At 55.6% G+C, this 24,540-nt stretch carries 19 protein-coding genes; 10 read left to right on the top strand and 9 right to left on the bottom strand.

Features of this window, described 5'->3' with window-relative positions:
* Positions 1-26: 26 nt before the first annotated feature.
* Positions 27-1,076 (top strand): glycosyltransferase family 9 protein, encoded by a 1,050-nt coding sequence (locus Poly41_RS07965; protein WP_146525374.1) that lies wholly within the window; start codon positions 27-29, stop codon positions 1,074-1,076.
* Between the two features lie 100 nt (positions 1,077-1,176).
* Here Poly41_RS07965 and Poly41_RS07960 read toward each other — a convergent pair whose 3' ends face one another.
* Positions 1,177-2,835 carry a sulfatase family protein gene (locus Poly41_RS07960; protein WP_146525373.1) on the bottom strand — a complete coding sequence of 553 codons (1,659 nt, stop codon included), beginning with the start codon at positions 2,833-2,835 and terminating at the stop codon, positions 1,177-1,179.
* A 237-nt stretch (positions 2,836-3,072) separates the two neighbouring features.
* Between Poly41_RS07960 and Poly41_RS07955 the strand changes: the two genes are divergently transcribed.
* Positions 3,073-3,807, top strand: a complete 735-nt coding sequence (locus tag Poly41_RS07955; protein ID WP_146525372.1) for a 3-keto-disaccharide hydrolase — start codon at positions 3,073-3,075, stop codon at positions 3,805-3,807.
* An 83-nt stretch (positions 3,808-3,890) separates the two neighbouring features.
* Here Poly41_RS07955 and Poly41_RS07950 read toward each other — a convergent pair whose 3' ends face one another.
* On the bottom strand, positions 3,891-4,925 hold the full coding sequence (locus Poly41_RS07950; protein WP_146525371.1) for a GGDEF domain-containing protein: 1,035 nt from the start codon (positions 4,923-4,925) through the stop codon (positions 3,891-3,893).
* Positions 4,926-5,273: 348 nt separating this feature from the next.
* Here Poly41_RS07950 and Poly41_RS07945 point away from each other — a divergent pair, with 348 nt between their 5' ends.
* Positions 5,274-6,905 (top strand): serine/threonine protein kinase, encoded by a 1,632-nt coding sequence (locus Poly41_RS07945; RefSeq protein ID WP_146525370.1) that lies wholly within the window; start codon positions 5,274-5,276, stop codon positions 6,903-6,905.
* Entirely contained in the window at positions 6,902-7,210 is a 309-nt protein-coding gene (locus Poly41_RS07940) for a hypothetical protein (RefSeq protein WP_146525369.1), read from the top strand. Before Poly41_RS07945 ends, Poly41_RS07940 begins: the two co-directional genes overlap by 4 nt.
* On the opposite strand, the gene Poly41_RS07935 is transcribed toward Poly41_RS07940, so the two are convergent.
* Together Poly41_RS07935 and Poly41_RS07930 are read right to left on the bottom strand one after the other, a co-directional pair.
* Positions 7,201-8,178 (bottom strand): aldo/keto reductase, encoded by a 978-nt coding sequence (locus Poly41_RS07935; RefSeq protein WP_146525368.1) that lies wholly within the window; start codon positions 8,176-8,178, stop codon positions 7,201-7,203. The genes Poly41_RS07940 and Poly41_RS07935 overlap by 10 nt on opposite strands.
* Positions 8,179-8,308: 130 nt before the next feature.
* Positions 8,309-9,469: a hypothetical protein gene (locus Poly41_RS07930; RefSeq protein WP_146525367.1), complete on the bottom strand. Its 1,161-nt coding sequence runs from the start codon at positions 9,467-9,469 to the stop codon at positions 8,309-8,311.
* 240 nt (positions 9,470-9,709) lie between these two features.
* Between Poly41_RS07930 and Poly41_RS07925 the strand changes: the two genes are divergently transcribed.
* Both Poly41_RS07925 and Poly41_RS07920 read left to right on the top strand, forming a co-directional pair.
* On the top strand, positions 9,710-10,378 hold the full coding sequence (locus Poly41_RS07925; protein ID WP_146525366.1) for a HEAT repeat domain-containing protein: 669 nt from the start codon (positions 9,710-9,712) through the stop codon (positions 10,376-10,378).
* Positions 10,379-10,390: 12 nt separating this feature from the next.
* The gene (locus tag Poly41_RS07920; RefSeq protein ID WP_146525365.1) at positions 10,391-10,648 is read left to right on the top strand and encodes a hypothetical protein; all 258 of its coding nucleotides are present in this window, start codon (positions 10,391-10,393) and stop codon (positions 10,646-10,648) included.
* A 129-nt stretch (positions 10,649-10,777) separates the two neighbouring features.
* On the opposite strand, the gene Poly41_RS07915 is transcribed toward Poly41_RS07920, so the two are convergent.
* Positions 10,778-11,839 carry a thioredoxin family protein gene (locus Poly41_RS07915; RefSeq protein WP_231615508.1) on the bottom strand — a complete coding sequence of 354 codons (1,062 nt, stop codon included), beginning with the start codon at positions 11,837-11,839 and terminating at the stop codon, positions 10,778-10,780.
* A 454-nt stretch (positions 11,840-12,293) separates the two neighbouring features.
* Between Poly41_RS07915 and Poly41_RS07910 the strand changes: the two genes are divergently transcribed.
* Positions 12,294-16,541: a DUF4332 domain-containing protein gene (locus Poly41_RS07910; protein WP_146525363.1), complete on the top strand. Its 4,248-nt coding sequence runs from the start codon at positions 12,294-12,296 to the stop codon at positions 16,539-16,541.
* On the opposite strand, the gene Poly41_RS07905 is transcribed toward Poly41_RS07910, so the two are convergent.
* Positions 16,489-17,451: a diacylglycerol/lipid kinase family protein gene (locus Poly41_RS07905; RefSeq protein ID WP_231615507.1), complete on the bottom strand. Its 963-nt coding sequence runs from the start codon at positions 17,449-17,451 to the stop codon at positions 16,489-16,491. The genes Poly41_RS07910 and Poly41_RS07905 overlap by 53 nt on opposite strands.
* 240 nt (positions 17,452-17,691) lie before the next feature.
* Here Poly41_RS07905 and Poly41_RS07900 point away from each other — a divergent pair, with 240 nt between their 5' ends.
* The 3 genes from Poly41_RS07900 to Poly41_RS07890 all read left to right on the top strand — a co-directional run bounded on the left by Poly41_RS07900 (position 17,692) and on the right by Poly41_RS07890 (position 21,609).
* Positions 17,692-18,162, top strand: a complete 471-nt coding sequence (locus tag Poly41_RS07900) for a hypothetical protein (RefSeq protein WP_231615506.1) — start codon at positions 17,692-17,694, stop codon at positions 18,160-18,162.
* Between the two features lie 242 nt (positions 18,163-18,404).
* Positions 18,405-19,886 carry a BamA/OMP85 family outer membrane protein gene (locus tag Poly41_RS07895; RefSeq protein WP_231615505.1) on the top strand — a complete coding sequence of 494 codons (1,482 nt, stop codon included), beginning with the start codon at positions 18,405-18,407 and terminating at the stop codon, positions 19,884-19,886.
* A 34-nt stretch (positions 19,887-19,920) separates the two neighbouring features.
* A complete protein-coding gene (locus Poly41_RS07890) occupies positions 19,921-21,609 on the top strand; it encodes a BamA/OMP85 family outer membrane protein (RefSeq protein WP_231615504.1) in 1,689 nt (562 codons plus the stop codon).
* A 334-nt stretch (positions 21,610-21,943) separates the two neighbouring features.
* Here Poly41_RS07890 and Poly41_RS07885 read toward each other — a convergent pair whose 3' ends face one another.
* The 3 genes from Poly41_RS07885 to Poly41_RS07880 are packed head-to-tail and all read right to left on the bottom strand — an operon-like array spanning position 21,944 to position 24,495.
* Positions 21,944-23,707 (bottom strand): glycosyltransferase family 39 protein, encoded by a 1,764-nt coding sequence (locus Poly41_RS07885; RefSeq protein ID WP_146525362.1) that lies wholly within the window; start codon positions 23,705-23,707, stop codon positions 21,944-21,946.
* A complete protein-coding gene (locus Poly41_RS35625) occupies positions 23,685-24,170 on the bottom strand; it encodes a MauE/DoxX family redox-associated membrane protein (protein WP_390621407.1) in 486 nt (161 codons plus the stop codon). Before Poly41_RS35625 ends, Poly41_RS07885 begins: the two co-directional genes overlap by 23 nt.
* On the bottom strand, positions 24,163-24,495 hold the full coding sequence (locus tag Poly41_RS07880; protein ID WP_146525361.1) for a rhodanese-like domain-containing protein: 333 nt from the start codon (positions 24,493-24,495) through the stop codon (positions 24,163-24,165). Before Poly41_RS07880 ends, Poly41_RS35625 begins: the two co-directional genes overlap by 8 nt.
* Positions 24,496-24,540 lie beyond the last annotated feature (45 nt).

Here is a 24,540-nt window from a genome sequence, read left to right as displayed (position 1 = left end):
GATCGAGCAAGCGAAGGAGCGCAGGTATGCAGAAGAATTCAACGGAGAACCGTGACGGGCCACGGATTCTGATCAGTCGGCTCAGTGCGATTGGCGATGCGATCTTAACCCTGCCGGTTGCCGCGGCGCTGCGCCATGAATTTCCGAATGCTTACCTCGGATGGGCGGTTGAGAAGAAGTCAGCGCCGATGGTCCGCCGGCATCGAGCGCTCGATGCCGTCATTGAACTGAAACGCAAATGGTACACGTCGCCCCAACGCATTCGCAACGTTCGCTCGCTGCTTCGCCCGCACCAGTTCGATATTGCGATCGATTGCCAAGGAAAAACCAAATCGGCATTGGCCGGTTGGCTCTCCGGCGCATCGCAGCGGATCGGTTTCGCCGGTGCCCACGGCAGTGAACTTAGCCGTTTCTTTAACAATGTCCGTGTCGCTCCTGCCTTTCACCATGTCACAGATCGATCGCTCGAACTGCTTTCCCCTTTGGGGGTCCACGCGCCGCAGGTTCGCTGGGATTTGCCGATCCCGGATGCCTCGATGTTGTGGGCCAACCGTTGGCGAAGAACCTTGAAGCATCCACGATTGGCGGTTCTCAACCCCGGCGGCACTTGGCCATCCAAACTTTGGGAGGCCGACCGGTTTGCATCGACTGCGAAGTACCTACGCGACCGCTATGAATTCAAAAGCGCCATCGTTTGGGGAACTCCTAGCGAAAAAGAAACCGCCAACCGCATCGTAGCCGATGCCGACGGAGCGGCACTGTTAGCACCCGATACGGATTTGCATCACTTAGCCGCACTGATCAGCACCTCGGAATTGTTCATCAGCGGCGACACCGGCCCGTTGCACATGGCCGTCGCCGTCGGCGTGCCCACCATTGGGCTCTACGGCGCGACCCGGCCCGGTGACAGTGGCCCGTACGGACAAATCTCGCTGCAAAAAGCATACGAACAGGGTTCACGGCGCCATCGTCGCCGAGCCGATAATGCCGCGATGCGAGCGATCGGCGTCGATCATGTTTGCGAAGCCATCGACGAATTGGAAATGCATCGACAAATCGCCGCCAAGGTCGCATAACCTCTCCACCGCCCCGTTGTGATACGAGAACCGATCCACGGCTTGAAGCCGTTTGGAGTGCCGCCCGTTTGCATCCCGTCGGCGGTCGTGCGTGATGGCACTATTTTTTCGGTTTCGCTAGGAAGGCTTCCCGACGAAACCGAAACTGCTTCGAGATTTCGATCGCTGCTTTTCGATCCGCTTCGTCGTAATCCCAAAACTGCTGCACGATTTTCTCGCACTCGGGGAAGTGAGATCCATCGTCGCCAATCTGCTCTCGACGCTGGGCCAACAACGTCTTCAACTCATCACGGATCGTCACGTAGGCGGGATCATCGTAAACGTTGACCCCTTCGTTCGGATCTTTGTTGAGATCGTACAATTCCCAACCAGGAGGCGTTTGGTCCTGGCCCTCATAATCGCATCCGTAGAAGTAAATCAGTTTGTAGTCTTTCGTCCGAATCGCCATCTCGCCAGGGTTGTCGTGATGGGCCATGTGCATCCAATACCGATAGTAGGTCGACTGCTTCCAATCGGCCGGTTCTTTTCCGGTTTCGCAAATCGATCGAAACGACTTCCCTTGCATCGGGTCCGGTTGATCCACGCCAGCAAAGTCCAACATCAACGCGGGATAATCGATGTTTTCAACAATCGCGTCACTGCGAATGCCCGCTGGAATCGTCTTGGGATAGCGGACGATGAATGGCATTCGCTCGGACGGATCGTAAGCCCAACGCTTGTCCTGATAGTCCTTCTCTCCCAGCCAAAAACCTTGGTCGCCCGTGTAGATGATCACGGTACGGTCAAACAAGTCTTCTGCTTTCAAGTAGTCGAACAAACGTTTCAAGTTGTCATCGACTCCCTTCACGCAGCGCAAGTATTTCTTGAGGTAGGCTTGATAGGCCAAGTGCTTGATCTCATCATTCGACAAATTGGGATCGTTATAATCCCACTTGAATTCCTTCGGAAAAAACTGAGGGAGATCCGCTGCGTAGGAACGCCGCGGGTTACGGCGCCCGATCGAAGTACCAATGTGCGGCACCAGTTCATCGTTGTGACCGCGTGTTGCAAGGGAACCCCACCCAGAGGGTTTGTTCCATAGCGAATCTGGCTCGGGAATCTCGACATCTGCGAGGTAGCTGTCGTAGCGAGGCGCGTTTTCAAAATAGTCATGCGGCGCTTTGTATTGGTGACAAACAAAGAATGGCTTGTCCGGATCTCGCTTGTTCTTGAACCAATCGAGTGTTGAGTCTGTGATCACATCGGACGAATGAGATCCTTTGTAAGTGACCACGTTCTTCGGCCACGGCTTGTCTCCCTGCACTCGGAACTCGGTATCAAAATACTTACCTTGTCCCGGCAGCACTTTGTAGTAATCAAAGTTCGGCTCTTTGACCAAATGCCACTTCCCAATCATGGCGGTTTGGTAACCCGCCTGCCGCATCAAAATGGGCAAGGTTTGGTTTTGCGGTTCGATATTGCCCCGCAAGTCAAACACACCGTTGTTGTGATTGTAGTTGCCGGTGATGATGCAGGCCCGCGATGGCGTGCAAATCGCGTTGGTGCAAAATGCATTGTCGAAGCAGATCCCTTCGGCCGCCAAGGTATCGATCGTGGGGGTCGGATTCAGATCTTTCAATAAGGTCGCGTAAGCGCCAATGGCCTGTGCCGTGTGATCATCGGACATGATGAAAAGAATGTTAGGCGGTTGCTCGGCTCGCGCTACCACCGCAAGCGACGACAGACAAACGAGGAAGCAGATCTTTAAGCTGTGGATCATCTTGTTCTCTGGGAAGGATGGGGCAGGCTCGGAGCCCAAATGCCTTTGCGGTGGGCTGGGGATGGTGGCCATCGGCCCATCGTAGCAGCCCTTCGAATGGTTCAAGTCTTCCGAAATGATACACCAAAAAGAAGCGGTTTGCTGACAACCGATTGCGGATTGATCTTTGCTTGCAGCCATACCATAATGTCGATCCTTCCTTTGTCCCCCCCAACTTCCGTCTCTGGAGCCATCAGAATGTTTCGTTTATCACTGATCTTACCCCTTGGTCTGTTTGCCACCGTTGTGCTAGCTGACGAGGGACTCAAACTTGCACCCCCTGACTCCACGGAGTTCCAAAGTCTTTTTAATGGCACGGATCTATCGGGATGGGACGGTGATCCTCGATTATGGTCCGTCAAGGATGGCATCATTCACGGCGAAACCACACCCGAGAATGCCGCCAAGGGCAATACGTTCTTGATTTGCCAGAAGGGTGACTTTGGTGATTTCGAACTGCATCTGTCGTTTCGTTGCAATGCCACCAACAACTCAGGCGTCCAATACCGTTCCACGCATCTTGAAAACGCATCCAACGACTGGGTTGTCAAAGGTTACCAACACGAAATTCGTAACGAAGAAGACTTCCCCAACGTTTCCAGCTTTATCTACGACGAAAAAGGCAAACGTGGCCGCATCTGCATGGTCGCTGAAAAAGCGGTTTGGAATCCCGATGGAAAGAAAGTGCTCGATGATTCCCTGATCGATCAAGCCGGCTTCAAACAACTGATGAAGGTTGACGATTGGAACGATGTGATCATCATCGCCAAGGGGAACCGGATCCAACACTACCTCAACGGGAAGTTGGTCCTCGATTTTACCGACAACGCACCTGAACTTGCTCTGTTGAAAGGCGTCATCGCGTTACAACTTCATGCCGGCAAACCGATGTGGACCGAATTCAAAGACATCAAGATCCGTGAAATCAAGTAAGCATCGACTTGATCGCTTGCGGAACGAAGCCACCTTTCACCGAGGTGGCTTTTTTTATTCTCGTGCGGCGCTGCCGCAAATCGTCAACTAATCTTTCGTTCCACCATGGTCCGATTGCGTCCCGCCTTTTTTGCGTTGTACAACAGTTTGTCGGCCCGTTCAAACCAGCTATCACGGTCGTCACCTGCCCGCAACAGAGCGCCGCCGATCGACGTGGTCAATTGGCCGATCGATTCACCCGTGTTATTGAGTGTCAGCTTATTCTTGGCGAAGAACTGGCAAATCGCATCGGCGATATCAACCCCCTCTTCAACCTGCTCCGTGTTGAGAAAGACAGCGAATTCGTCTCCGCCGTAACGTGCGATCGATGCGTCTTCTGCAATCCGTTCCATATTGGAGGCCGCGAAACGTAAGACATTGTCACCCGTTGAATGACCAAACGTGTCATTGATGGTTTTGAATTCATCGAGGTCCACGAGCAACAAAAAAAAGTATCGCTCGCTTCGCTCGGGATGATCAATCGCATTCGTCACCATCGTGTCAAAAAACAAGCGGTTGCCGACCCCGGTCAACGGATCGGTCATGAGCTTTTGCTGGGATTCAATAAAGTTCTCTCTCAGCTTGGTCACTTGGCTCCGCGTTTCCTCCAATCGCAACGTCATGTTCTGCAACTGAGATTGCATGCGTTGGTTACTCGAAAGCACCGCTGCGATGGAAACTTCTAAGTCCTCGACTGTGGGATTGTCGCCAACCAATCGATCATTTGCGGAACTCACCGAGGACTCGAACTCGCTTCCCGCGGAGAGCTGCTCCTTGATCATGCGCTGGAAACCGCCCATCGCCTTCGCCAATTCGTCCCCGGTCTGCTGGTTGATCTCCGTCAGATCGCCGCCCGAGTAAAACTGCTGGTGGAGTTGCTGGAGTTGCTGATAACTCGCGTTCTCGGCATCATTGACCGCGTACGAAAGCTGTTCACGAAGCGCCGGGTCGGCCCCCTCGGCGTACCGATACCAAACCTCATACACATCCGGAGTCGGCGGTGTGCGAAATTTGGCGATGTACCCCATCGCGTCCTTTGCTATCGAAAACGCCTTGGTTTGTTCTTGAGCAGAATCCAAATCACTTGCCTCCCTCTTTGGCAGGGGCCCCACATTAATCTCCAGTAGTAACGCTAACCTGATCGCTCGGCCCCTTAGTTATATCGGGTGCTCGACACCCGAGCCCAAGTTTGCCAGAGACATTTTCAGGAAGTTAGACAACCGACAACACGGATCGTTCCAACGATTCGGCTACAAGCGGGCTGAGCTGTATACCCTTGACCAGTTCATGAGTCGTTTGATCGGCATTCCCATGCAGACTGCTGGGACCAGAGAAACCAGCTATACTTTATAGACGCAGGGGCTTGTCCGTTGCGTTCGATACGGGCATTGTCCCCTCTTTTCTTTCCCATTGCGTCCTTTTCATCCATGCCACGCAGTCGTCTCGGCCCTTTGGCCATCGAATCAAAACTGGGCGATTCTCCGTCGCAAAGCTGCGTCTGGCGGGCGATTCACGTGCGTTTGAAGAAAGCCGTTGCCGTCAAGGTTTTTTCGTCACCATTCGGAGCGACGCCAGAAGCCCGCACCGATTTCGCCTCGGAATGGGAAACGCTCAAAAAACTCGCTCATCCCTCGATCGTCAAGTGCTATGGAGGCGGCTTTGAATCCAACGATGCCTATTTGGCCTATGAATTAATCGAAGGAGAAACGCTTGCAGCTCAATTGGAGCGGCGAAATCGCTTGCCATGGGAATCGGTGCTCGAGTTGGCCGAGCCGCTGATCGACGGATTGCAGTACCTCCACGAGCAGGAATTGATTCACGGAGCGATCCAGCCCGACAAAATCATGATTGCTGGGTTGAGTCCTGTCTTGGTTGACATACGTGTCGATCGATATGGGAGCCGTTTCAACTCCTCGCGTCCACCGACGACGAACGAGCTTTCCTTTCGACCTCCTGAATGGATTCAAGATCCCCACTCCCTTTCGATTCGATCGGATTTGTATTCCTTTGGTGCAACGTTGTACTTTGCCTTGACCGGACGGCCGGTCGTCGCGGGCGATACGGTGGAACAAGTCACGGAGAACGTCTTGAACGAGAAGCCGGTCTCCGCGGCATCCTTAGCGATGGATTGCCCCGTCTGGTTCGACAAGCTGATCTCGCAACTGCTTGAAAAGGACCCAAGGAAACGCCCCTTTGGTGCGGCTGCGGTTCAATTGGCTTTGGCCGAAGTGCGGCGCCGATCGATGTCGCGAACTGGCGTTGCCGAACATGCGTCGAGCGGGTTCAGCCCGTTGAGCGTGACGGACCAGAAGGATCGCGACGAGGCCCGATCGCTGCTCGGTCGACATTTCGTTCAAGAGCCAGAGACCCCCGATGCGACCGCATGGCATGACAAACCCTGGTTCTTGATTGGCTCGATGGTGGTCATCATCGCGATGCTGGGGTGGATGGCGTGGCCGCTGAGTGAAACACAAATGCGAGACAACGCCGAAACGCTGCTCGACCAAGAGACCCAGACCTCGCTCAATCAGGCCAAGAACCATTACTTGGTGCCGATGCTTTCTCGATTCCCTGATGGCGAACACGCCGATTGGGCACAAGAACAAATTGATCGGATCGACATGCTACAAGCGGACCACGCCTTGTCGGTCAAGCTCAAACGCAATCTGCCACTTCGGAACGAGGGGGAACGATTACTTGCGGAAGCGAAGGAATACGAACGATTCGGTGACACCGCAACCGCAATGGACCAATACCGCAGCATGGAAACCTTATTGGACGACGAGAAGTACCGGCCCTATGTGAATCTCGCTCGCCAGCGTCTTGCTCAGATCGAAACTCGATCGATGGGGCAAGATGAGGCTGCGACGATGATCGGAGCAAAGCTAAACGAAGCGGAGCGCGAGTTGCGAAGCGGCAATGTCGTTGCCGCACGACGAATTTGGTATAGCGTCATCGAGTTGTACGGCAACAACGAGAAAGTTCAGCCGTTAGTCGTTCAAGCTCAACAGCGATTGGCTCAGAGCAATTCGCCACCCAAACCGACGCATGCACCATGAACCCACACGACCGTAACGCCGCACCGATCGAGGCCCGTCTGGCCGACTCGCCGCGTGGCGAGGGTCGCCCCAATCGGCAAGACTCAAAACGCGAAAGCTGGGCCGAGAGCCGCGGGGCCGTCTTCGCGATGCTTTTCTTAGTCACCGGGGTGCTCGGAATTCCACTGTTGTGGATGAACAAGAAATTTTCAAACCCTGAACGCTACTTTTGGTCGATCCTCGTCACCCTCTACACCGCTGCTTTGATTTACGGCGCCTACCTGGTCTGCATGTGGAGCTATCACCGGATTTTCGGTTATTCGTAAATCGGAAAGAACGTATGGAAGGCGGCTTCGCCGAAATCGCCTGGGTCGTTGAAACGTCGGTTTTGGTTGAGCCGATCGATCACAGACATTTCTTCGCCGCTCAGTTCGAAATCGAACAGCGAAAGGTTTTCTTTCAAGCGATCAATCTTCGTGGTCTTTGGCACAATTGCCGTGCCCCGCTGCACGCCCCAGCGGAGCACGATCTGGGCGGCACTGCGATGATGTCGCAAGGCGATTTCCCTGATTGCGGGTTGCTCGATCACGGCTTCCTCCGCATCGGCCATGTTGAGCGAGAAATAGGATTGCGCTCCGAGAGGGGAAAAACCTGTCACCGCGATTTCGGATTCGCGGCAGAATCGCACGAGCTTGTCTTGAGTCAAGTAAGGGTGCAGTTCGACTTGAAGCATTGCCGGTGGTGTCGCCGATGCGTTCATCAAATCGCGAAGCAGCGAAACACCAAAGTTGCAAACTCCGATTTCACGAACCAAACCTGCGCCGACTAAATCCACCATCGCTTGCCACGTGTCAATCAGTGGAACACGGTCGGGCTGCATCTTGGCGGCTTGCGAATTCGGGTCGGCTAACCACCCGGGCGGGTAACGCTCTTCAAACGGTACAAACGCGAGGGCAATCGGAAAGTGCATCAGGTACAAATCGAGATAGTCCAGCTTGAGATCGGAGAGCGATCGTTCGAGCGCAGGCCGGACATGCTCGGGACGATGGTAGGTGTTCCATAGCTTCGACGTGATCCAGAGGTCTTCGCGGCGGATCGATCCGTCGGCTATCGCTTTGTGAAAACCATCTCCTGCTTCCGCCTCGTTTCCATAATCACTAGCTGCATCGAAATGTCGATACCCACATTCAATCGCCGAGCAAACCACTTGCGCGGTTTCGGAAGGATCAATCTTCCAAAGTCCGAGTCCAACCGAAGGGACTTCGCAGCCGCTTTTCAGCGCGATCGTTTTCATCTCGATTCACCTTGCAAAAGGAGGTCTATTCCGTCGGGTCGTTCGACGCAGCTTGGGTTGGGGGTGCGTCCCACTCGAACAAGGGAACGTGGGAAGGATTGAGTCAACCGAAGCGGGTTGTAGTCTAGCTCTACTTCACCGGCAAGTCGATCAATAGCTGTTCGTCGGTCCAAACCACTTTCACCCCTACTTGTTCGGCAACCTTATCGGTCACTTGCCGCAGCGTAACCTTCTCGGCTTGGTAGAAGACGAGCTGCTTGCATAACGTTGCCGCGTCTGCTGCGATCACGCAGTCACGACCGGCAGTGCCCGCTAGATGATGGAACACCTGATCAGCGGGCATGTTTGCAAGATTGAGCGTCACGTTGGGCGTATCGATATCACCAGGCCCCCCGAGGTCATCGGCAAGCTCGGTCAGGAACGTATCGATTGCCGCGCGATGAGCGGACGCCGTCGCGGTGATCTCAAAACCTGCTTCTACGGTACGGACACTCATCTCTCGATCCACCCGGCGTATTGCGGCGACCATCTCGGAGCGTCCTTCCGCGACATCGTAGCGAACCTTGTACTGCCGGGTGCGATCCATCGGGATCACGACCAACCGTTTCGGGAATGCCTCCGGATCAAGTGTGCGTTCGAACTGAGCCAGCAACAAGCAAGTGGCGACGCCAGGGTCGATCGACGACCACTGCTTGGCGGGCCAAAGATCGTGCGGCATTGGAATCGTTGCCGCCGAGATCTTTCCCCGATCAAACACAATCTTGAGCGCTTCGGTCGGCGTCGTTGCTTCGGGCCAAGCGAGGTCTTGAAGTGGGGGTGATCTTCGTTTTCGAGTCACTGCCCGGAGCGACATCAATGAGGCGGTCGTTGCATCGACCCACGTGGCTCGACCAATTAGAACGACATTGTCAATCGGCATCACGACACATTGGCCTGTCGCGGCCAATTGCTTCAGCGCCAAGTACACCGTCGGTCCCACTTGCCCGGCATGGATCCGGACGGAGGGGTCAACTGCCCGATCCACCCAAACCGAAAGGTCGGACCGGCCGGCGAGCTCCGCCACCGCCTCGCGAAAGGGCTTGCCGTCGACGACGGCACTGGTCGGCGCTGCGAGTTGACGAATCATGGGATCCTTTAACGAAACCGGTTCGCCAGCCGCGACAAAATAGGATTCAAATGAACAGGTCATCAAGCTCACGACAGCGAGAGCAAAGATCCTGGCGGCGAAGAAGCGACGAGCAAAGCGGATGTCCGGGGCAGCCACACCGCTACGCTGGCGTTTGAGGGACATTTCGCATCCGTTCTTAGGCGGGAATGATTCACGGGGTGGATTCACAGTGTCCAGTGTCCACACGAAAAGCTTGGGAACCCCAGAAGTCTTGATTTGCTTGGTTGTCGTTCGCATTTTCGGCAATTAGACTCGCAACCAACGGAAACAATTATACATGAAACTTGCCGAGTCATTTTCATTGCGTAACATGCTCGCGACCGAGATCATTGATTCACTTGAACTTTTGACGGACTTCCTAGTGTGACCTCTCCTTTAGTACGGACAACACGATTGACGGTCGCCTATCGGCGTTACCTGACCACCGCCAACTCGCCCCAGTTCGCTGCGGAGGTCGATGAATACTATTCCGCGGCGACTTTGACCAGTTTGCTTCGTCGCAGTGATGTGGAAATGCGGCGTGCTGCGGCGTTGTCGTTGGGAATGCTTGGCGACCACAGTAGCATTGAGTCCCTTGGCCAATCGCTTGCGGACCCAGACCGCGGAGTCCGATTGGCGGGTGATGACTCGTTCCGGGCCTTGTTGGTCCGTGATGCAGCGCCACGGCATCACCAACAATTGTTGCAAGTGATGCATTTAAATGATGGTGGCGAGTATGCTGCGGCATTGGCGCCGACCATGATTTTGGTGGATCAGGCACCACGGTACAGTGAGGCCCACCATCAATTGGCGATTTGTTGGCAGGGCTTGGACAATTTTCGACAAGCCGAGTCGGCGTTTCGGGCCTGTTTGTGGCAATGCCGCTATCATTACTTGGCATGGCAGGGTCTCGCCCGTTGCCGCATGATGCAACGAGATTACGAAGGTGCGATTGCTGCACTTCGTCGCTGTGTGGGGATTTGTCCAGACGTCGAAAACGCTCGGGTGCAAATTCGTGTGCTCGAACGTCGTCTACGACAAACCGATGCGTAACGGAGGCCAACGTTGAGATACGATGACACGTTGGTCGGCGCGGTTGCGGTTGTCTTCGCCGTGTTGTCGTTCACGATCGCCATTGGACCGTGGTCGAGTCCTTATCGATTGCGAACGATTTTGGCGGTAAGCGATCGCTTTGGCAAACCTGCCGCTCGTGGCGTTTGGTTGGCGGTCGCGATCGCGTCCCTGATGGCTGGCATTGCGATTCTCAGCGGCGTTCGCCCCTCTTACGCGGAACCAGCGGGAAGCCATTCAATGCGTCGCTAGAGACGAGTGGACCGTCAAGGTTAAAACTGCGAGTTGGCACGTAGTGGACTTCGCCAGAAGTCCCAAAGAACCTTTGAGTTACGGATTTCTGGCGAAATCCACTACCCTAGAATTTAGGCTGACGGTCCACTAGGTCCCAGGATTCGCGTCCTTCACCGCCTTGTTCATCACGTCGATCGCGGCGTCGGTGTAGCGTTGGTGTTCGTTCCAAAAATGGTTCATCGCGGCTTCGTCCGCAAAGAAGAACATGCGGTTGTGAGTGGGATCCTTCAGGCCCCATTCACGCTTGCCCGGAACGATCAAGTGTTCTTCGAAAAAGCGAACGACATCAATTTCGTTGAGCACGGGCGTGTAGGTGACCGGATCGGATAAAAAGGCCTGCATCGCCTCCTTGCCAGCGAACAAATACAGTTTTCCCAGGTGCACCACGCCGAATTCGGGTTTGCCCTCGACCCAGCGATCTTCGTTGATCACCGTGACAGCACAAAAACCTTCCATGGCCAATTCCGAGTGTTTCGTTTCACCACCGCTCACGATCGATGCATCACCGTCCGGTGATGCAGAAACCTTGTTCTCCCCACCGGCAATCGCTTGCTCCGACGTCGCTCCCGTTGTGGCTGGTTGGACAGAGGCCATCGTTGAATCAAACTCTGGCATCGCGGGCATCGTGCGATCGACCCGTGAACCGGTGAGATGGCCCTGTACACCGCCGGGAGGGTTGGTCGGCATCTCAAAGCGACCCGGTGCGGACGCAGCGGGAGCCGTTTGCTGCACCGGCTGTTGAGCTACCATCGGTCCCGTGGGATTTTGCTGACCCGCCGGCGCGATGCTGGGCACCGTTGCCTTGAGCATGGCCACGTAGCGTGCCGGTGCTTGGGGGCTGACGCTGTGCGAAAGCGTTTTGCCTTCGGTGGTCACAATCACGTCCGTTGGAAACGCGGTGACTTTGAACATCTTCAGTAGTTGGGGATTCTTGTTTGCATGAACCTTCACCGCAACAAAATCCTTGCCGATCGCCTCAGCCACGTCGGGCGACTGGAACGACCCCGCTTCAAGCCGATCGCACCAAACACAGTCATCACTGTAGAAATGCAATAGCAGCAATTTGTTCTCGGCTTGAGCAGCGGAATGAGCGGCTCGTAAGTTTTCTTGCCACTGGATATCAGCGGTCGCGGTCGACGCAGAAATCATTGTGATTGCTGCGGAGAATAAGAGAGTTAGGGCTACCGTGCGCATCAAACCTGTCCTACTGTCACAAAGAAGCGTGGGTGCGATTTTGGGGGAGGCAAACGTGCTCTCGCTCAATCGTTTTCGACCGTCGGAGACCTGCCGCTTGATCCGAAAGTACAAATTGGGTTGACTTTAACGCCACCTCAATCTTGTCTCACGCCTGAAGAGGGGCAAAAAAACGATCAAAAAGCGATCATGGGCCCAAAATACGAGAAATTAGAATTTCACCTGCGAGTTTCACAATTTCTCTCTTTCCAAAAAATCACCCTTTCGATTAAGGTTCGTTCACTTCCCGCAGAAGGAATGGACGAACCGGTCATCACGATCGGGTGCAAATCGAGGGCGTAGGAGAATGCCCATTTGCTGAAAATCGGTCTTATTGATTGACCCCGCGTGGCCATGGAGGAGCCAGACCATGTTACTCGAACGTATTGACATTGATGCTCACGGTTCGCTTTACCGAGTGGAGCTTGGACCCTTTGCCGAACATCTGAATGTGGTTTGCGGACCGGAGGGCTCTGGAAAAACCGCGATCGCTCGGTTCATCCGCGATTCACTGGCCGACCGCGATTATCCCCTTGGCATGATGAGCTCCTCGTCCGGACGAGTCGTTTGGGCCGACCGGAACGGGCTGGTGCATTGCCGCCGCGAACAAGATGGCACCGCGCACGGGCGGCGGAGCGTCAAGTTTGAATCACGCGGAACAACCGCCGATGAGATCGGAGCGCTAAACCACTGCTGGATCGGAACCCTCGATACACAAACGGCAGCGTCACGAGCCGCTGATTCGATTCAGTTGCCGGAGTCGATTATCGATGGCGTGATCACCGATACATCAATCACCAACGTCGCTCGCGTCGTTTCGGCTTGTATCCGCAGCGGGCTGGATGCTCCCGAGACCTATCGTTCGGTGTCGATGGATGGGTCAGGTCGCTATTTCGTACGAGATGGATACACCGACGATCCGCAGCAACTTGACGATGGCGAACACCGCACTCGGCGACGCCAATTGGCGGAAGTCGAAAGTGAATTGGCTCGCATCGAACCGGGGCTTCCCCGTCATGCGTCGCTGGTCGCACGTCGCGACGAAGTGACCCGTCGGCTGGCGACTTATCGCCATCCACGTCGTGGTCCCGTCGAAACCTACACTTCGGATGTGGATCGCACTCGACTTCAACAATTGCATGAGCGTGCGATGCAACTTCGATCTCGAGAAGGCGAGCTGCGTCGATGGATCGCGGATCTCGACTCTCAGCTGCGGAGCGCGTCAACAACACCGTCGTACCGCAGCCGATCAACCGGCGCTGCGGAAAGCTATCGATACGAGGGTGCCGTCCAAGATGAAAAGCTTCGACGTCAACTCGATGACCTTGATGCACAAATGATTCGATGGCGCCGAGCGCTGTTGGAAGTTCGTGGACTTCGCGAAGCGATCTTGGCGATGCACGATCGCGGCGTCGCGTCCGCCACCGATGCCTATCCGTTCACCGAGAGTCCGATCGATTCGTCACGATGGCGTCGCCACGATTTGGATGGATTCCTTCATGCGATCGATCGCCATGATCCATCGCGCGGTTGGAAGGACTTCTATTCTGATCGAGTCTACCACACCGATTTGGAGTCGCGCGTTGACTCGGCAACCCGACAAATCGATTGGTTGCTACAGCGGTACGCCGTCGCGGGGGATCTCAATCACGATTGGTATCACGCGTTGCCCCAGTCCGACGCTTTTGGCAATACCACCCTCGAAGAGACGCTGCGGGCGATTCGTAGCGATTTGCGTCAAGCTTCGCAATTTGTACGAAATCGGCAAACGGTCGCATCGAAGTCGACCGAAGAGCTGCGGGAACTCAGCCGCAGTGAGCAGTGGCTGGTTGCCGCAATGGATCAATTGATGAGGCACCGAGAATCGCTACTCGGTCACTACACTCCGGCGGAAAGAAACCAAACTCGCGATTGGGCATCGCATCAGCAATGGCTTCGTGAGCGTTATGGAAACGAGCGTGCTGAACGGGTTTCCGAGCTTCACCAGACAACGGCTGAGTTGGAAGCCTGTTTTGCCGAAGCCACGCGAGTCCGTCGAGCGATGCGACAATTGCCCGTCGTCGAGACGGTCTCGGTCCCTTACGGCCACGAAAATGTCGATCGTGAAACGTTGACAGCCGAACTTCACGGGATCGAGCAAAAATTGGCTCAACTGTCGCGGGTGCAATGGTTACGATCGCGCGCATCGCAGCTGCGTGAGCAACTGCGAACCGTCCGGACACCGCGTTACACGGGATCGCCGGTATCCGATGCCGCAAGCAGCTGGTTGGTCCGATTGTCGGGCGGTCGGCTACGCCGCGTCGATTGGCCCGATGCACCGCTCCGCAGCCCTCACACCGAGATGACTTCGGTTCGTCTCGTTACGATTGATGGCCGTGATGAAAACCAATGCCCTGCTGCGGATCGTGCGTTGGCGGTGATTGCCGTTCGCATGGCCGCCGGGGAACTGCTCGCTCGTCTTGGCAAAACCCTTCCCTTGGTGATCGAAACCGCCCGAGAATTGACCGGCTGCGACGCGGATCACGGCAACCGCCCCCTACGCGAATCTTCGGTTGACTCCGCATTTTTCCACCCTTGCCAAGATGGGCGTTTCAATCATCCGATTGCCTCGGCCTTGCGGGACTACGCTCAATCAGGGCGTCAGGTGTTGTTGCTGACCAGTGACACCGTGTTGGCAGACCAAACGGCTCGGGTTGGCGGTCGATCCTTTACGTTGCATCCCGAGCGAATCGTGCACCCGCATCGTCCTTTGTGGCGTCCCCAATATACGCCGGAAAGCTATGTGGGTCCCCATCCACATTTGTATGGCGATGAAGTCGTTGGGGAATCGCCTCGGTATGCTCGGTCACGAAGGGATGTCGCAGTCGACGTCAACCGCGACTTCGACATGGCTTGGCGTGAAGCGTACGGGATGTATGACCCTTGCGACGTCCCGCGGCATGAGGTTCCTGAACACAGAACGGACAGGGCGGCACGTCCGACCTCCACTCGGCCCGTCAATGCGTCGCACTATCGAGACGGCCATTACTACGCCGATGCCTATACAACCTCACCAACCTCCGCCGAGGGGGAATCGGTCGTTCGGAGTGCACAGGACCACGGTCCAGCTCGACCGTTTGTTGCTGGTGGTGAGCTTTGCCGCGTCCAACGAGCGGAGACGGCGGAGCCTGCATTTTTTTTGACCGTTGATAGTCCCATCGATCAAGCGCCTTCGATTGACTCGGTTGCCGCGGCAAGGTTGCGTGGATTAAGCGTCACCCATGTGACGCATCTGATGCAACAAGATCCCAACCGACTTGCGGATGCCCTTGGGCTTGCCAACGTGGATGCGAAAACGATCCGCCGCTGGCAAAGCGAATGCCGGTTGGTATGCCGAGTCCCCAAACTTCGCGGCTTTGATGCTCGCGTCTTGGTTGGCTGTGGCGTCACCGATCCAGCGCAACTTGCTTCGACCCATCCGACCGATTTGCTTCAAAGCGTCGAAGATTTCCTAGCGACCGAACAAGGCCAAAAGGTACTCCTAAGCGGTAGCAGCAGAGAGCTTTCACGGATCACCAGCTGGATCGCCGCAGCGAACAGTTGGGGGATCGAAAACTCGTCTCGTTATGTCGATGGTCGTACGCTTCGACGACGAGCCCGCGTGGGCCGCAATCTCGACAACGCCTTCGATCGCGATCGTTACGACTACGATGCCGATGGCGGGTCCGTTCGCTATGGTATTCGCGGCGTCGTCGACGAACGTGACGACCGCCCGCGTCGGCGATCAACGGGCCGAAACGGTTCGGTCGTCGAAGGGGGGGTGGGCGTTAGAAAACAAAGGGGCTCGACCTCACGTAGCAGCTCGGGTTCAGGCAGCGGTTTAGGATCGGGCAACGGCTCGGGTTCAGGCAGTGGCTCGGGATCGGGCAACGGCTCGGGTTCAGGCAGTGGACGATCACGTCGCCGCCGATCAAGTCGAACAAATCGTTCCATCAATCGAACTCGGCGAGATCGGGATGTGGTACGAATGAACGACGAAGCTTCGGAGCGCGACCATCAAACCGAACGAGATCACCACGATCGCTCGGCCCGTGATCGCTCGGCCCGTGATCGCTCGGCCCGTGATCGCTCGGCCCGTGATCGACGTTCCTACGAACGATCGGAGCGAACGGCTCAACCCGCGCGTGATTCCGAAGGCGAGCTACGTTTCTATCTGCAACGGGACAGCCCCGTTGTCGACGCTCCATCGATTGGCCCACGCATGGCCGAACGGCTGCATGTGCTTGGGATCTACACCGTCGATGATCTGGTCAAGGCAAACGCGGAATCGGTTGCGGCAAAACTAAAGAATCGTCGCATCGACGGTGCCACCGTCCTTGCTTGGCAACAGCAAGCCACGCTGGTTTGTCGCATTCCAATGCTACGAGGCCACGACGCTCAACTTTTGGTTGCGGCCGAGGTCACGACCGCCGAGGACGTCGCGGCAGAGAACGCCGGTGATCTGTTCCGCCGAATTGATCCGATCAGTCGAAGTCGCGAAGGCAGGCGAATCGTTCGCGGTGGAAAGCTCCCCGATCTCGAAGAGATTACCGAATGGATCGCTTACGCTCAGCAACATCGCGAGTTGAAGGCTGCTTAGGGGGCATCCGCAACCGCACGCGGCGGGGCAACGTTTCAATCATCAGTGGTAGACGGCCGACATAGTCGCCGTCAAGTTGATAGGGCACACGCCGGTCCGAGCGGATGGTGATTTGAGTCGCTCGAGTCCGGACGACGTCTTCACGGCGCAGATGACGCCCAACCATGACACTGGCAACGTAGGCCAATCCGCTCGCGCGCGTCCCTTTCGCAAAGGTGATCAAGTCAAGTTTGCCATCATCGGCGATCGCTGAGGGTTCGATCCTCAAATTCGCCGCGTAACAAGGTAAATTGAAGGTCATCGCCCAGTGGGCCTTTTGGCTTGCCATCGTGGTGCCGTTGATTGCGAGTTCGATATGCAACTGCGGAAAGCGATACTTGCGCACCGCTCGCAGGATCGGCCGCAGATAGCTGAGTCGGTGGATGTGCCCCCTTCGGCGCAAATGCACATCACGGACCACTTCGGCATCAAACCCACACGATGCCATCACCAAGAACAGTTTGCCGTTGGCTCGGCCTGCATCGATGGTGTGGTCGGTGCCACGGGTGATGCATTGGAACACGTCCTCCGCATTGGCCGAGAACCCGTAGTGCCGAGCGAGTAAATTCTCGGTGCCGAGCGGCATCGGAACAATCGGGAATTCGGGCGGAGTCAACTCGGCGACCAAACTCACGGTGCCATCGCCCCCGGCTGCGACCACCACCAACGATCTCTCGTCGGCGTCAACGGACGCCGCGATCTGTTTTCGGATGGCATCGATCGAATCGGTAAGCTTGACGGTAAAACCGGCGCGCTCAAGCCGCTCGGTCAGTTTCGGGATCTGCTCTCGTTTTTTTCCGCTACCTGCCCTTGGACTGGCACAGACCATCACCGTCGTCAATTCAGGACATGTTTGGAACTCGTCAGGCACAATACTTCCAGAAGGGGCAAAAGGGGAGGATTATCTTATTCGAAAACGGCCAAAGTCTTCGTTTTGTAAGCTATCGTTTCAATGATCCCGTGGATCTTGGTCTCGTTTGCCGCGATCGAGTGCCGCAGGACCGCCTTAACCGTTATGAGCCTCATGCCACAGCCATCCTGCGCGGATTCCTGATCGATGAAGGCCAAACGATTGTTTTTGATTCCTACTCGCAAAGCAAGAGAATAGGCCGTGAGTTTCGTTCGTCGATACTGGGCAGCAGCGTTGATCTTGATGATGGTGGTCGTTCACGCGGCGGTCATCGGATATGTCCGCAGCCGCGTCGCTCGGCTACAGAACTTGGAATCAAACACCATCGAGCTGGGCCGGTACCGATTCCAACCGGTTTCCGACAAGTCAAAAGTCTACCAATTTCAGCTGTTTGCCGTAGTGGATCCCGCAAGGCGCCAACTTTGTGAAGAACGGATGATGCAACGGAAGATGGAGATCCACGAAGAAAGCGAGTTGCTGCTCCGCCAAGTCGACCCGACCTGGTTAAAAGACCCCGAGCAAAACGAGATTCGCGACCGCTTGATGGACATCGTTCGAAAATACCTCGAAGAACCGGTGATTCAGCGGATGTTGATCACCGATTGGCTCGAATTGCCGGTCTCGGCCGTTAGTGTGGGCATGGATCGTGGCGACGCGTTGGCCTGGAATTGATGGCGGCATCGCGCTCGTCCCCGTGAGACTTCCGTCCCCGTGAAACTGCTTTTCTTTCGTTTCACGAGCCGAACTTTACTCGATTTCCGTTTCTCGTGGCGATTTGCCCGGAAATCTGCCTTGTGGTCGCCGCTTTCTCGTTGGTAGTTACCAATCTCGGTACTGCGCCAGCATGGTTGCAGCACCGATCCGAGCGATCTGTGCGTTTTCCTTGCACGGACCGGTCTTCAAAGGATTTGACCGTGATCTTTATTCGGTATGCCGACTGTATGACTCGACCCATCTTCCACAACCGCTGCCGCTCACAAAGCCGATCGATCCTCGCCGGGATCGACCGATGGCGTGGGAGGTGTTGGCTGCCCGTCATCCTGAGTGCCTTGTTCGTCGCAGGAACCGCCGAAGCCCAAATGGGTGGTGGTGGCGGCTTTGGTGGCGGGGGCGGAGGCGGCCAAAGTGGGCCGATGCCCGATGCAAAACCAAAATTCTTGGATCACGTTCGCAGCAGGGATGGGTTGGCTATTCGGCGTGAAAAAGGGGACTCGGTCGTTTTGGATGTGAAGGTGGTCGGCAACCGGGTCGTCAGCTCGCATCTGATCATGCAAAAACTGCAAACTCGCAAAGACCGTTTCTACGACTATGAAACCGTGCTCGGTGATGTCCGTCGTTTGACCGATATGGGATCCTTCGACCATGTGACGTTCGACCTCGATGAACAGCCGGGCGGGGTCAGCATCACGTTCGCAGTGCATGAACGGCCCGTGATCACCAAGGTGGTCATGCATGGCAACCGTGCGCTCAACAATCGCGAACTCCAAGGTCGCGCGGGCGTCAATGAAGCGGACCCGCTGAGCGAATTCTCGATCGAATCGGCCCGTCGTCGACTGATTGATTACTACCAAGAAGAAGGATTCAACCAAGTCGCGATTGAATCGTCGATTGGCTACGAGGACGACCCCGGCGTGGTCATTTTTCGCATCAACGAAGGTCCCAAAGAGCGGATCGAAGACATCGTCATTAAAGGGGCCACGATCGTCAGCGAAGCAAGACTGAAAAAAATCATCAAGAGCCGTGGCCCGGCGGTCGGTCTGCTTCGCCATATCGGCAACACCGCCGACATGCGAATGATCGACGATGACGTGAACACCTTGGCCAGCTACTACCACAACCTGGGTTTTCTGACGGCTACGGTGGGTCGTCGGATCCGTTATGACGAATCGGGCAAATGGATCACGGTCACGTTTGTGATCAACGAAGGACCGCGGTTTACCGTCAACGACGTCAAGATCATTGGCAACCAATTCATCACCGAGGAATCCCTACGAGCTCGGCTGAATCTTCACGCCGGGGACATGTTTGACGGCACCTTGATGCGTCGTGATATCGGCGAAATCACCTATGGGTATGGCGAGATGGGATTCATTTATGCCGAAGTCGAACCCAAAACGGTGATGCGTGATGAAGCCAATACCGTCGATTTGGTCTACGAGATTCTCGAGGGCGACCGTTGGAAAGTCGGACGGATCTTGGTCAACATCGAAGGCGAGCCCCACCTGATGCGAGAAACGACGATGTTGAACATGGTTGATCTTCGCGAGGGGGATTGGATCGATCGGCGATCGCTTGAAATGAATCGCCGCCGGATCGAAAACAGCAACCTGCTCGAAACGAATCCTCAGGTCGCTGACGCGCCAGACATCAAGGTGGTGCCTCGTGATGAATACTAGTTTTACTTCGCAATCTTCCGATGAAGACGCTTGCATGAGAAATCTGAATCCTCTGTCCGATGCACGTTTCGCGACAACGATGCTGGTCGTCGCGCTCTCCGCGATGTCCAGCGGCTGCACGCGTCTGCTGACCGCGCCCGGTCAAACGACTGGCGGCCCATTCGGATCGAATGTCGCGACCGAAGACACGACCGCCACGCAACTCGTTTCGAACCCCTCGGCGACCCCGTTCGATTCAGTGACGAGCGATGCGTCCTCAAACAGCGATCGGTACGTCGCCCGTCAATACCCGACCACGCCCCCATACGTTCCACCCACCACGTACGTTCCGCCGACCTCCTCCGTGCCGCCTTCGAGTTACACGACTCCCCCATCGTTGGCAGCTCCGCCGCAAACACCACCGATGACGTATGGGGGCAGCGCCTATGGCGTGCCGGCGACGGCGCCCCCGGCCTACCCTCCTGCGACAACCACGACGCCACCGCCGGTGACCTACAGCCCGGGCCAAAGTTATGGCACGCCGATCACTCCGGGTGGCACCCCTGCGTTGCCCCCAACGACCGCCTATCCCGGTTTGACTTCTCCCGGGACCGTCTACAGCGATCCGCTGGCGCCACCCACTTCGTACGTCCCGCTGCCGACGGTTCGTGAAGCGGATTTGATCATCAACGGCTATCCCGCGCGCACGGGCCGTATCATGCTCGGGGGTGCCGTCAACAGCGATGCGGGCGTGACGGGCCAAATCACGCTCGACGAACGCAACTTTGACATCACCCGTTGGCCCCGATCGTTCCAAGACCTGTTCAGCGGAACCGCCTTTCGTGGTGCCGGTCAAACCTTTCGAATCGAAGCGGCACCCGGTAGCGATTTCGATCGTTACACCATCAACTTTGCCGATCCAAACCTTTTCGGTTACAAACCCGTCAGCATGTCGGTCAGCGGATTTCTCGTTGATCGGCGTTTTACCGATTGGGATGAAGAACGACTCGGTGGCCGGTTGAGCTTTGGCTACCGGATCACCCCCGACTTGTCAATTTCACTTGGCTTGAGTGGTCAAAACGTCAATGTTTCCAACCCGCGCGTGCTTGGTATTCCCCAGCTCGATGCCGTGCTGGGTGACAACGAACTCTACAGCGGAACGCTGTCCTTAAAACACGATACGCGAAACAGCCCCATCCAATCGAGTGAAGGGCACTATTTTGAGTTCAGCTTCGAAGAAGCGTTTGGTGATTTCAACTACGCCAGGTTTGAGCTCGAGTATCGCAAGTATTGGTTGTTGGCCCAGCGCGCCGATGGCAGTGGACGTCAAACGATTTCCTACTCGACTCAAGTGGGTTACAGCGGCGACGAAACACCGATCTTCGAGAACTTCTTTGCGGGCGGTTACGCTACCATCCGCGGGTTCGATTTCCGTGGTGCAGGGCCCGTTGAAAACGGCGTCTCGGTCGGCGGCCGGTTTAAGTTCCTCAACACGGTGGAATACATGTTCCCGATCACCGCCGACGATGCATTCAAGGGTGTCGCGTTTGTCGACTTTGGGACGGTGGAACCTGACGCCGAGCTGCATAAAGACACCTTTCGTGTTTCGCCCGGTGTCGGACTTCGCGTCGCAATCCCGATGCTTGGCCCCGCACCGTTGGCGTTCGACTTCGCGTTTCCGGTCAACCAAGCCGCGACCGACGACGAACAAATGTTTAGCTTCTACATGAGTCTGATTCGGTGATCTCGATCACATCGAGCACGGGACAAACAAGCGGCTGGAGCAGAAAATCTGCTGGGAGGAAGTGAAGTGAAAGGAACCTTTTCCCCTTTGCTTCGTGCTTTCTCTTTCAAGCAGAGCAAATCGTCGTCTTGAGTGACCAGTTGATCATTGGCATCTTCTCGCAAGTCGCGATCGATCTCGTACCAAGCCTCTGTCGCTCGCCGACTTCGTCCCGCGTCAAACCAGTTGGCGTTGGCTACGAAAAGCTGGCTGTGGATCGTTCTTCACAGGAAGGTCAATGGTGAGTCCTGACACTCAGGATTCACCGACGTTGATTTACTTTGCGATGGCTCTTTCAAAGTCGATTGGGTGTGGCAGTCGAGCGCGGGCAAGGACCTTGGATATCCCGTTCTCCTTTCTCAAACTGCTCGGGTAGCTCATAAATGAGGTACGAGTAGCCGATGCGTCCGCTCGGTCGCATGGAACGAAATGGAGAATCCCGATGGGATTCGCTGTACAATTCGTTCACAGACCAAACGTACGTGCCAGCGGCCGGATGGCGCAAATCGTGTTCGGATTGCGCAGGCTTCAACAGACGCAGCGGAAGATCGAGTGGCGAATAGGTGCCGATCAATCGATAATCGAGAGCCTCGTGCTGTTCCAGCCATTGCTGCACGCGCCAATGATCTTCGCCCCATTCGATCGATGGACCCAGCAGCACACGACGACCGTATTTTGGTCCGCCACATAACTCATTGAAATAGGCATGGGGCAGCGGATGGATCCAAACGTTCGCCGCCACTGCCCAGAAAAGGCATGCGGACACGACCAACCTTCCAACTCGATGCCGCCACAAGCCATCCGCTCCAAGCCCACCGAGGATACACAAAAACGGATAGGCGGGCAGCAGGTATCGCAGATAGCGTGTGAACCCCGTCTGACAGCACACCAAAACAACTACATAAGCCGCGAACAGAAACACAATCCATCGATCGGGATGATGAGTCTGACTCGAAGAGGTGCTCTGACGGAAACCGCCTACCAATAGCGCAGCGATTCCTGATCCAACGAGCAGCAGCCAACCAATCGGCTCTTTGACCGCCAGCGCGACGAGATGCCAATACCACCAACCATGATCGGAATGCTCGCCAAAAAGATAAGACGGCTTACCGTTTTCAAAATCAACTCGCTGCAAATCGATCCCGCGAATGATCTCTACCGGAATCGGTGACGGGAAAGGTCCCAACCACTCTTCAACGGTCTGACCCAGCCGGCTGCAATAAGCGACGGAATCGATCCGGTCCATCCCATCTCGGAAGCCAAACATGACGTGGAGTGCAACAAGACAAACGATGATTGCCAAGAACATCTCTGCCAAGCGGAACCGCCACGTGGATCTCGACTCTTCATCAGGTCGCCTTCGTACCCACACGGCGACTTCCAAAACAACAAGCAGCAAAGGCAGAAAAACCCATGTGTACTTGGTCAAAATAGCAGCCGCCACTGCCAAACCTAACAAGGCGGCCGATCCAAAATTTCGATGGCATCGATAGCGAGCATAACCGATGGCCGCGATTAGCCCTCCTGCGGCGCCCCAAATGTCCGGTCCAATGGTAGCGGAATAGTTCATCACCGTTGGTGAGCAGAGCCAAAGCAACATCGCGACGACGGCAGCGCCGATCCCAACTAACTTTGAGGTCCAAACCCCAATCCCAATCACGATGGCGATGGACAGACCAATCGTGATCAAACGACCACCAAACAAGTCCTTCTGAATCCGATGGTTTCCAACATGTTCGGCATAACTGCCGCCTAACGCGAACTCCGGCCTGCGGCCAAGCTCTGCAAAATAGTCGTCATCGATGTTGACCCAATCCGCATCAATCGGCTGGCGAAACAAGGCAATCGGCGCCGTGCAAAGAATCCGCGATGTCGGTGGATTGACGAGATATGCATCGAGCCGACCGGTTTCCCAAAAAAAGAGCCCCGCGCCCAGGTGCGCTCGCTCATCGATATTCGGCCCCGATTGAATCGCCACCGATACAGTCATGTAGGTCCAGAAGAGCAGGACAGCAGCGAGAGGGAAAACGAGTTGGCTACGCAACGGATCTCGTCTCATGAACGGTAGCTGATACCGGCGATATTCGGTAAAAGAACAATGTGCCCAGCAAGAATGATACAACAGCGGCGAAAAGCACGGAAACAACGGAGCTCAGCGAGATCGGACTACCACCGCTTCCAAAACAGCCGCAATGAACAGCGGTATTGGCCCAAAGAGCATATCCTTGAGCGGACGCAAAAGCCATGTATAACGCACCTGTCAACAACAGACTGATACGGTGAGGGGATTCCCCCAACAAGGACATGGCAAGAAGGATCTGAAACGGCGGAAGGCAAATCACAACCAGACCCGCCCAATGGCCCGCGAGAATTTCGTAGCGAAGAAGATGGTCGAGAAATAGGTAGGGCTGCGTTAGGTGAATGAACGCAGAGACCAAGAGTGGAACTGCAAGAAGAACCGCGAGAATCTGTAGCAGCGACGCTACGTCCAATACCTGGGAGAGAATCCTAGAATTATTCATTTTCAATCCAGTCTCGCCAACCGCCACGGTAGATCAAGATATTCTCGAAACCATCTTCGCAAAGTTGATGCGCAACAATGTCCGAGTAGGGACACCCCTCTGACTGACAATACACGACAATAGAACTGTCTCGCAATTGTACCGGTTCACCGAGGATCGCTTCCCGGTCTACATGACTCGCATGCAATGGAATATTCAACGCATTACGAATATGGCCACGTTTGAAACTCTCTGGCATTCGGCAATCAACAAGCACATTGTTGGGCGAGCGATAGGAGACGAACTCGGAGTATGATAGTTCAGGTGCCGCAAGACGTTCGTGCATTGCCAGTATCTCTGATAAGACCTCGAACGACGAAAGAAACCGTCA

Source organism: Novipirellula artificiosorum (assembly GCF_007860135.1).
Taxonomy (GTDB): domain Bacteria; phylum Planctomycetota; class Planctomycetia; order Pirellulales; family Pirellulaceae; genus Novipirellula_A; species Novipirellula_A artificiosorum.
Note: the sequence above shows the minus strand (reverse complement) of the source record. Positions and strands in the feature narration are given on the sequence as shown.

Bases quoted from the DNA above. Each gene is read 5' to 3' on its own strand.
- Poly41_RS07965 (WP_146525374.1), top strand. From the start codon at position 27: ATGCAGAAGAATTCAACGGAGAACCGTGACGGGCCACGGATTCTGATC.
- Poly41_RS07960 (WP_146525373.1), bottom strand. From the start codon at position 2,835: ATGATCCACAGCTTAAAGATCTGCTTCCTCGTTTGTCTGTCGTCGCTT.
- Poly41_RS07955 (WP_146525372.1), top strand. From the start codon at position 3,073: ATGTTTCGTTTATCACTGATCTTACCCCTTGGTCTGTTTGCCACCGTT.
- Poly41_RS07945 (WP_146525370.1), top strand. From the start codon at position 5,274: ATGCCACGCAGTCGTCTCGGCCCTTTGGCCATCGAATCAAAACTGGGC.
- Poly41_RS07940 (WP_146525369.1), top strand. From the start codon at position 6,902: ATGAACCCACACGACCGTAACGCCGCACCGATCGAGGCCCGTCTGGCC.
- Poly41_RS07935 (WP_146525368.1), bottom strand. From the start codon at position 8,178: ATGAAAACGATCGCGCTGAAAAGCGGCTGCGAAGTCCCTTCGGTTGGA.
- Poly41_RS07930 (WP_146525367.1), bottom strand. From the start codon at position 9,469: ATGTCCCTCAAACGCCAGCGTAGCGGTGTGGCTGCCCCGGACATCCGC.
- Poly41_RS07915 (WP_231615508.1), bottom strand. From the start codon at position 11,839: ATGATTTCTGCGTCGACCGCGACCGCTGATATCCAGTGGCAAGAAAAC.
- Poly41_RS07910 (WP_146525363.1), top strand. From the start codon at position 12,294: ATGTTACTCGAACGTATTGACATTGATGCTCACGGTTCGCTTTACCGA.
- Poly41_RS07890 (WP_231615504.1), top strand. From the start codon at position 19,921: ATGAGAAATCTGAATCCTCTGTCCGATGCACGTTTCGCGACAACGATG.
- Poly41_RS07885 (WP_146525362.1), bottom strand. From the start codon at position 23,707: ATGAGACGAGATCCGTTGCGTAGCCAACTCGTTTTCCCTCTCGCTGCT.
- Poly41_RS35625 (WP_390621407.1), bottom strand. From the start codon at position 24,170: ATGAATAATTCTAGGATTCTCTCCCAGGTATTGGACGTAGCGTCGCTG.
- Poly41_RS07880 (WP_146525361.1), bottom strand. From the start codon at position 24,495: ATGCACGAACGTCTTGCGGCACCTGAACTATCATACTCCGAGTTCGTC.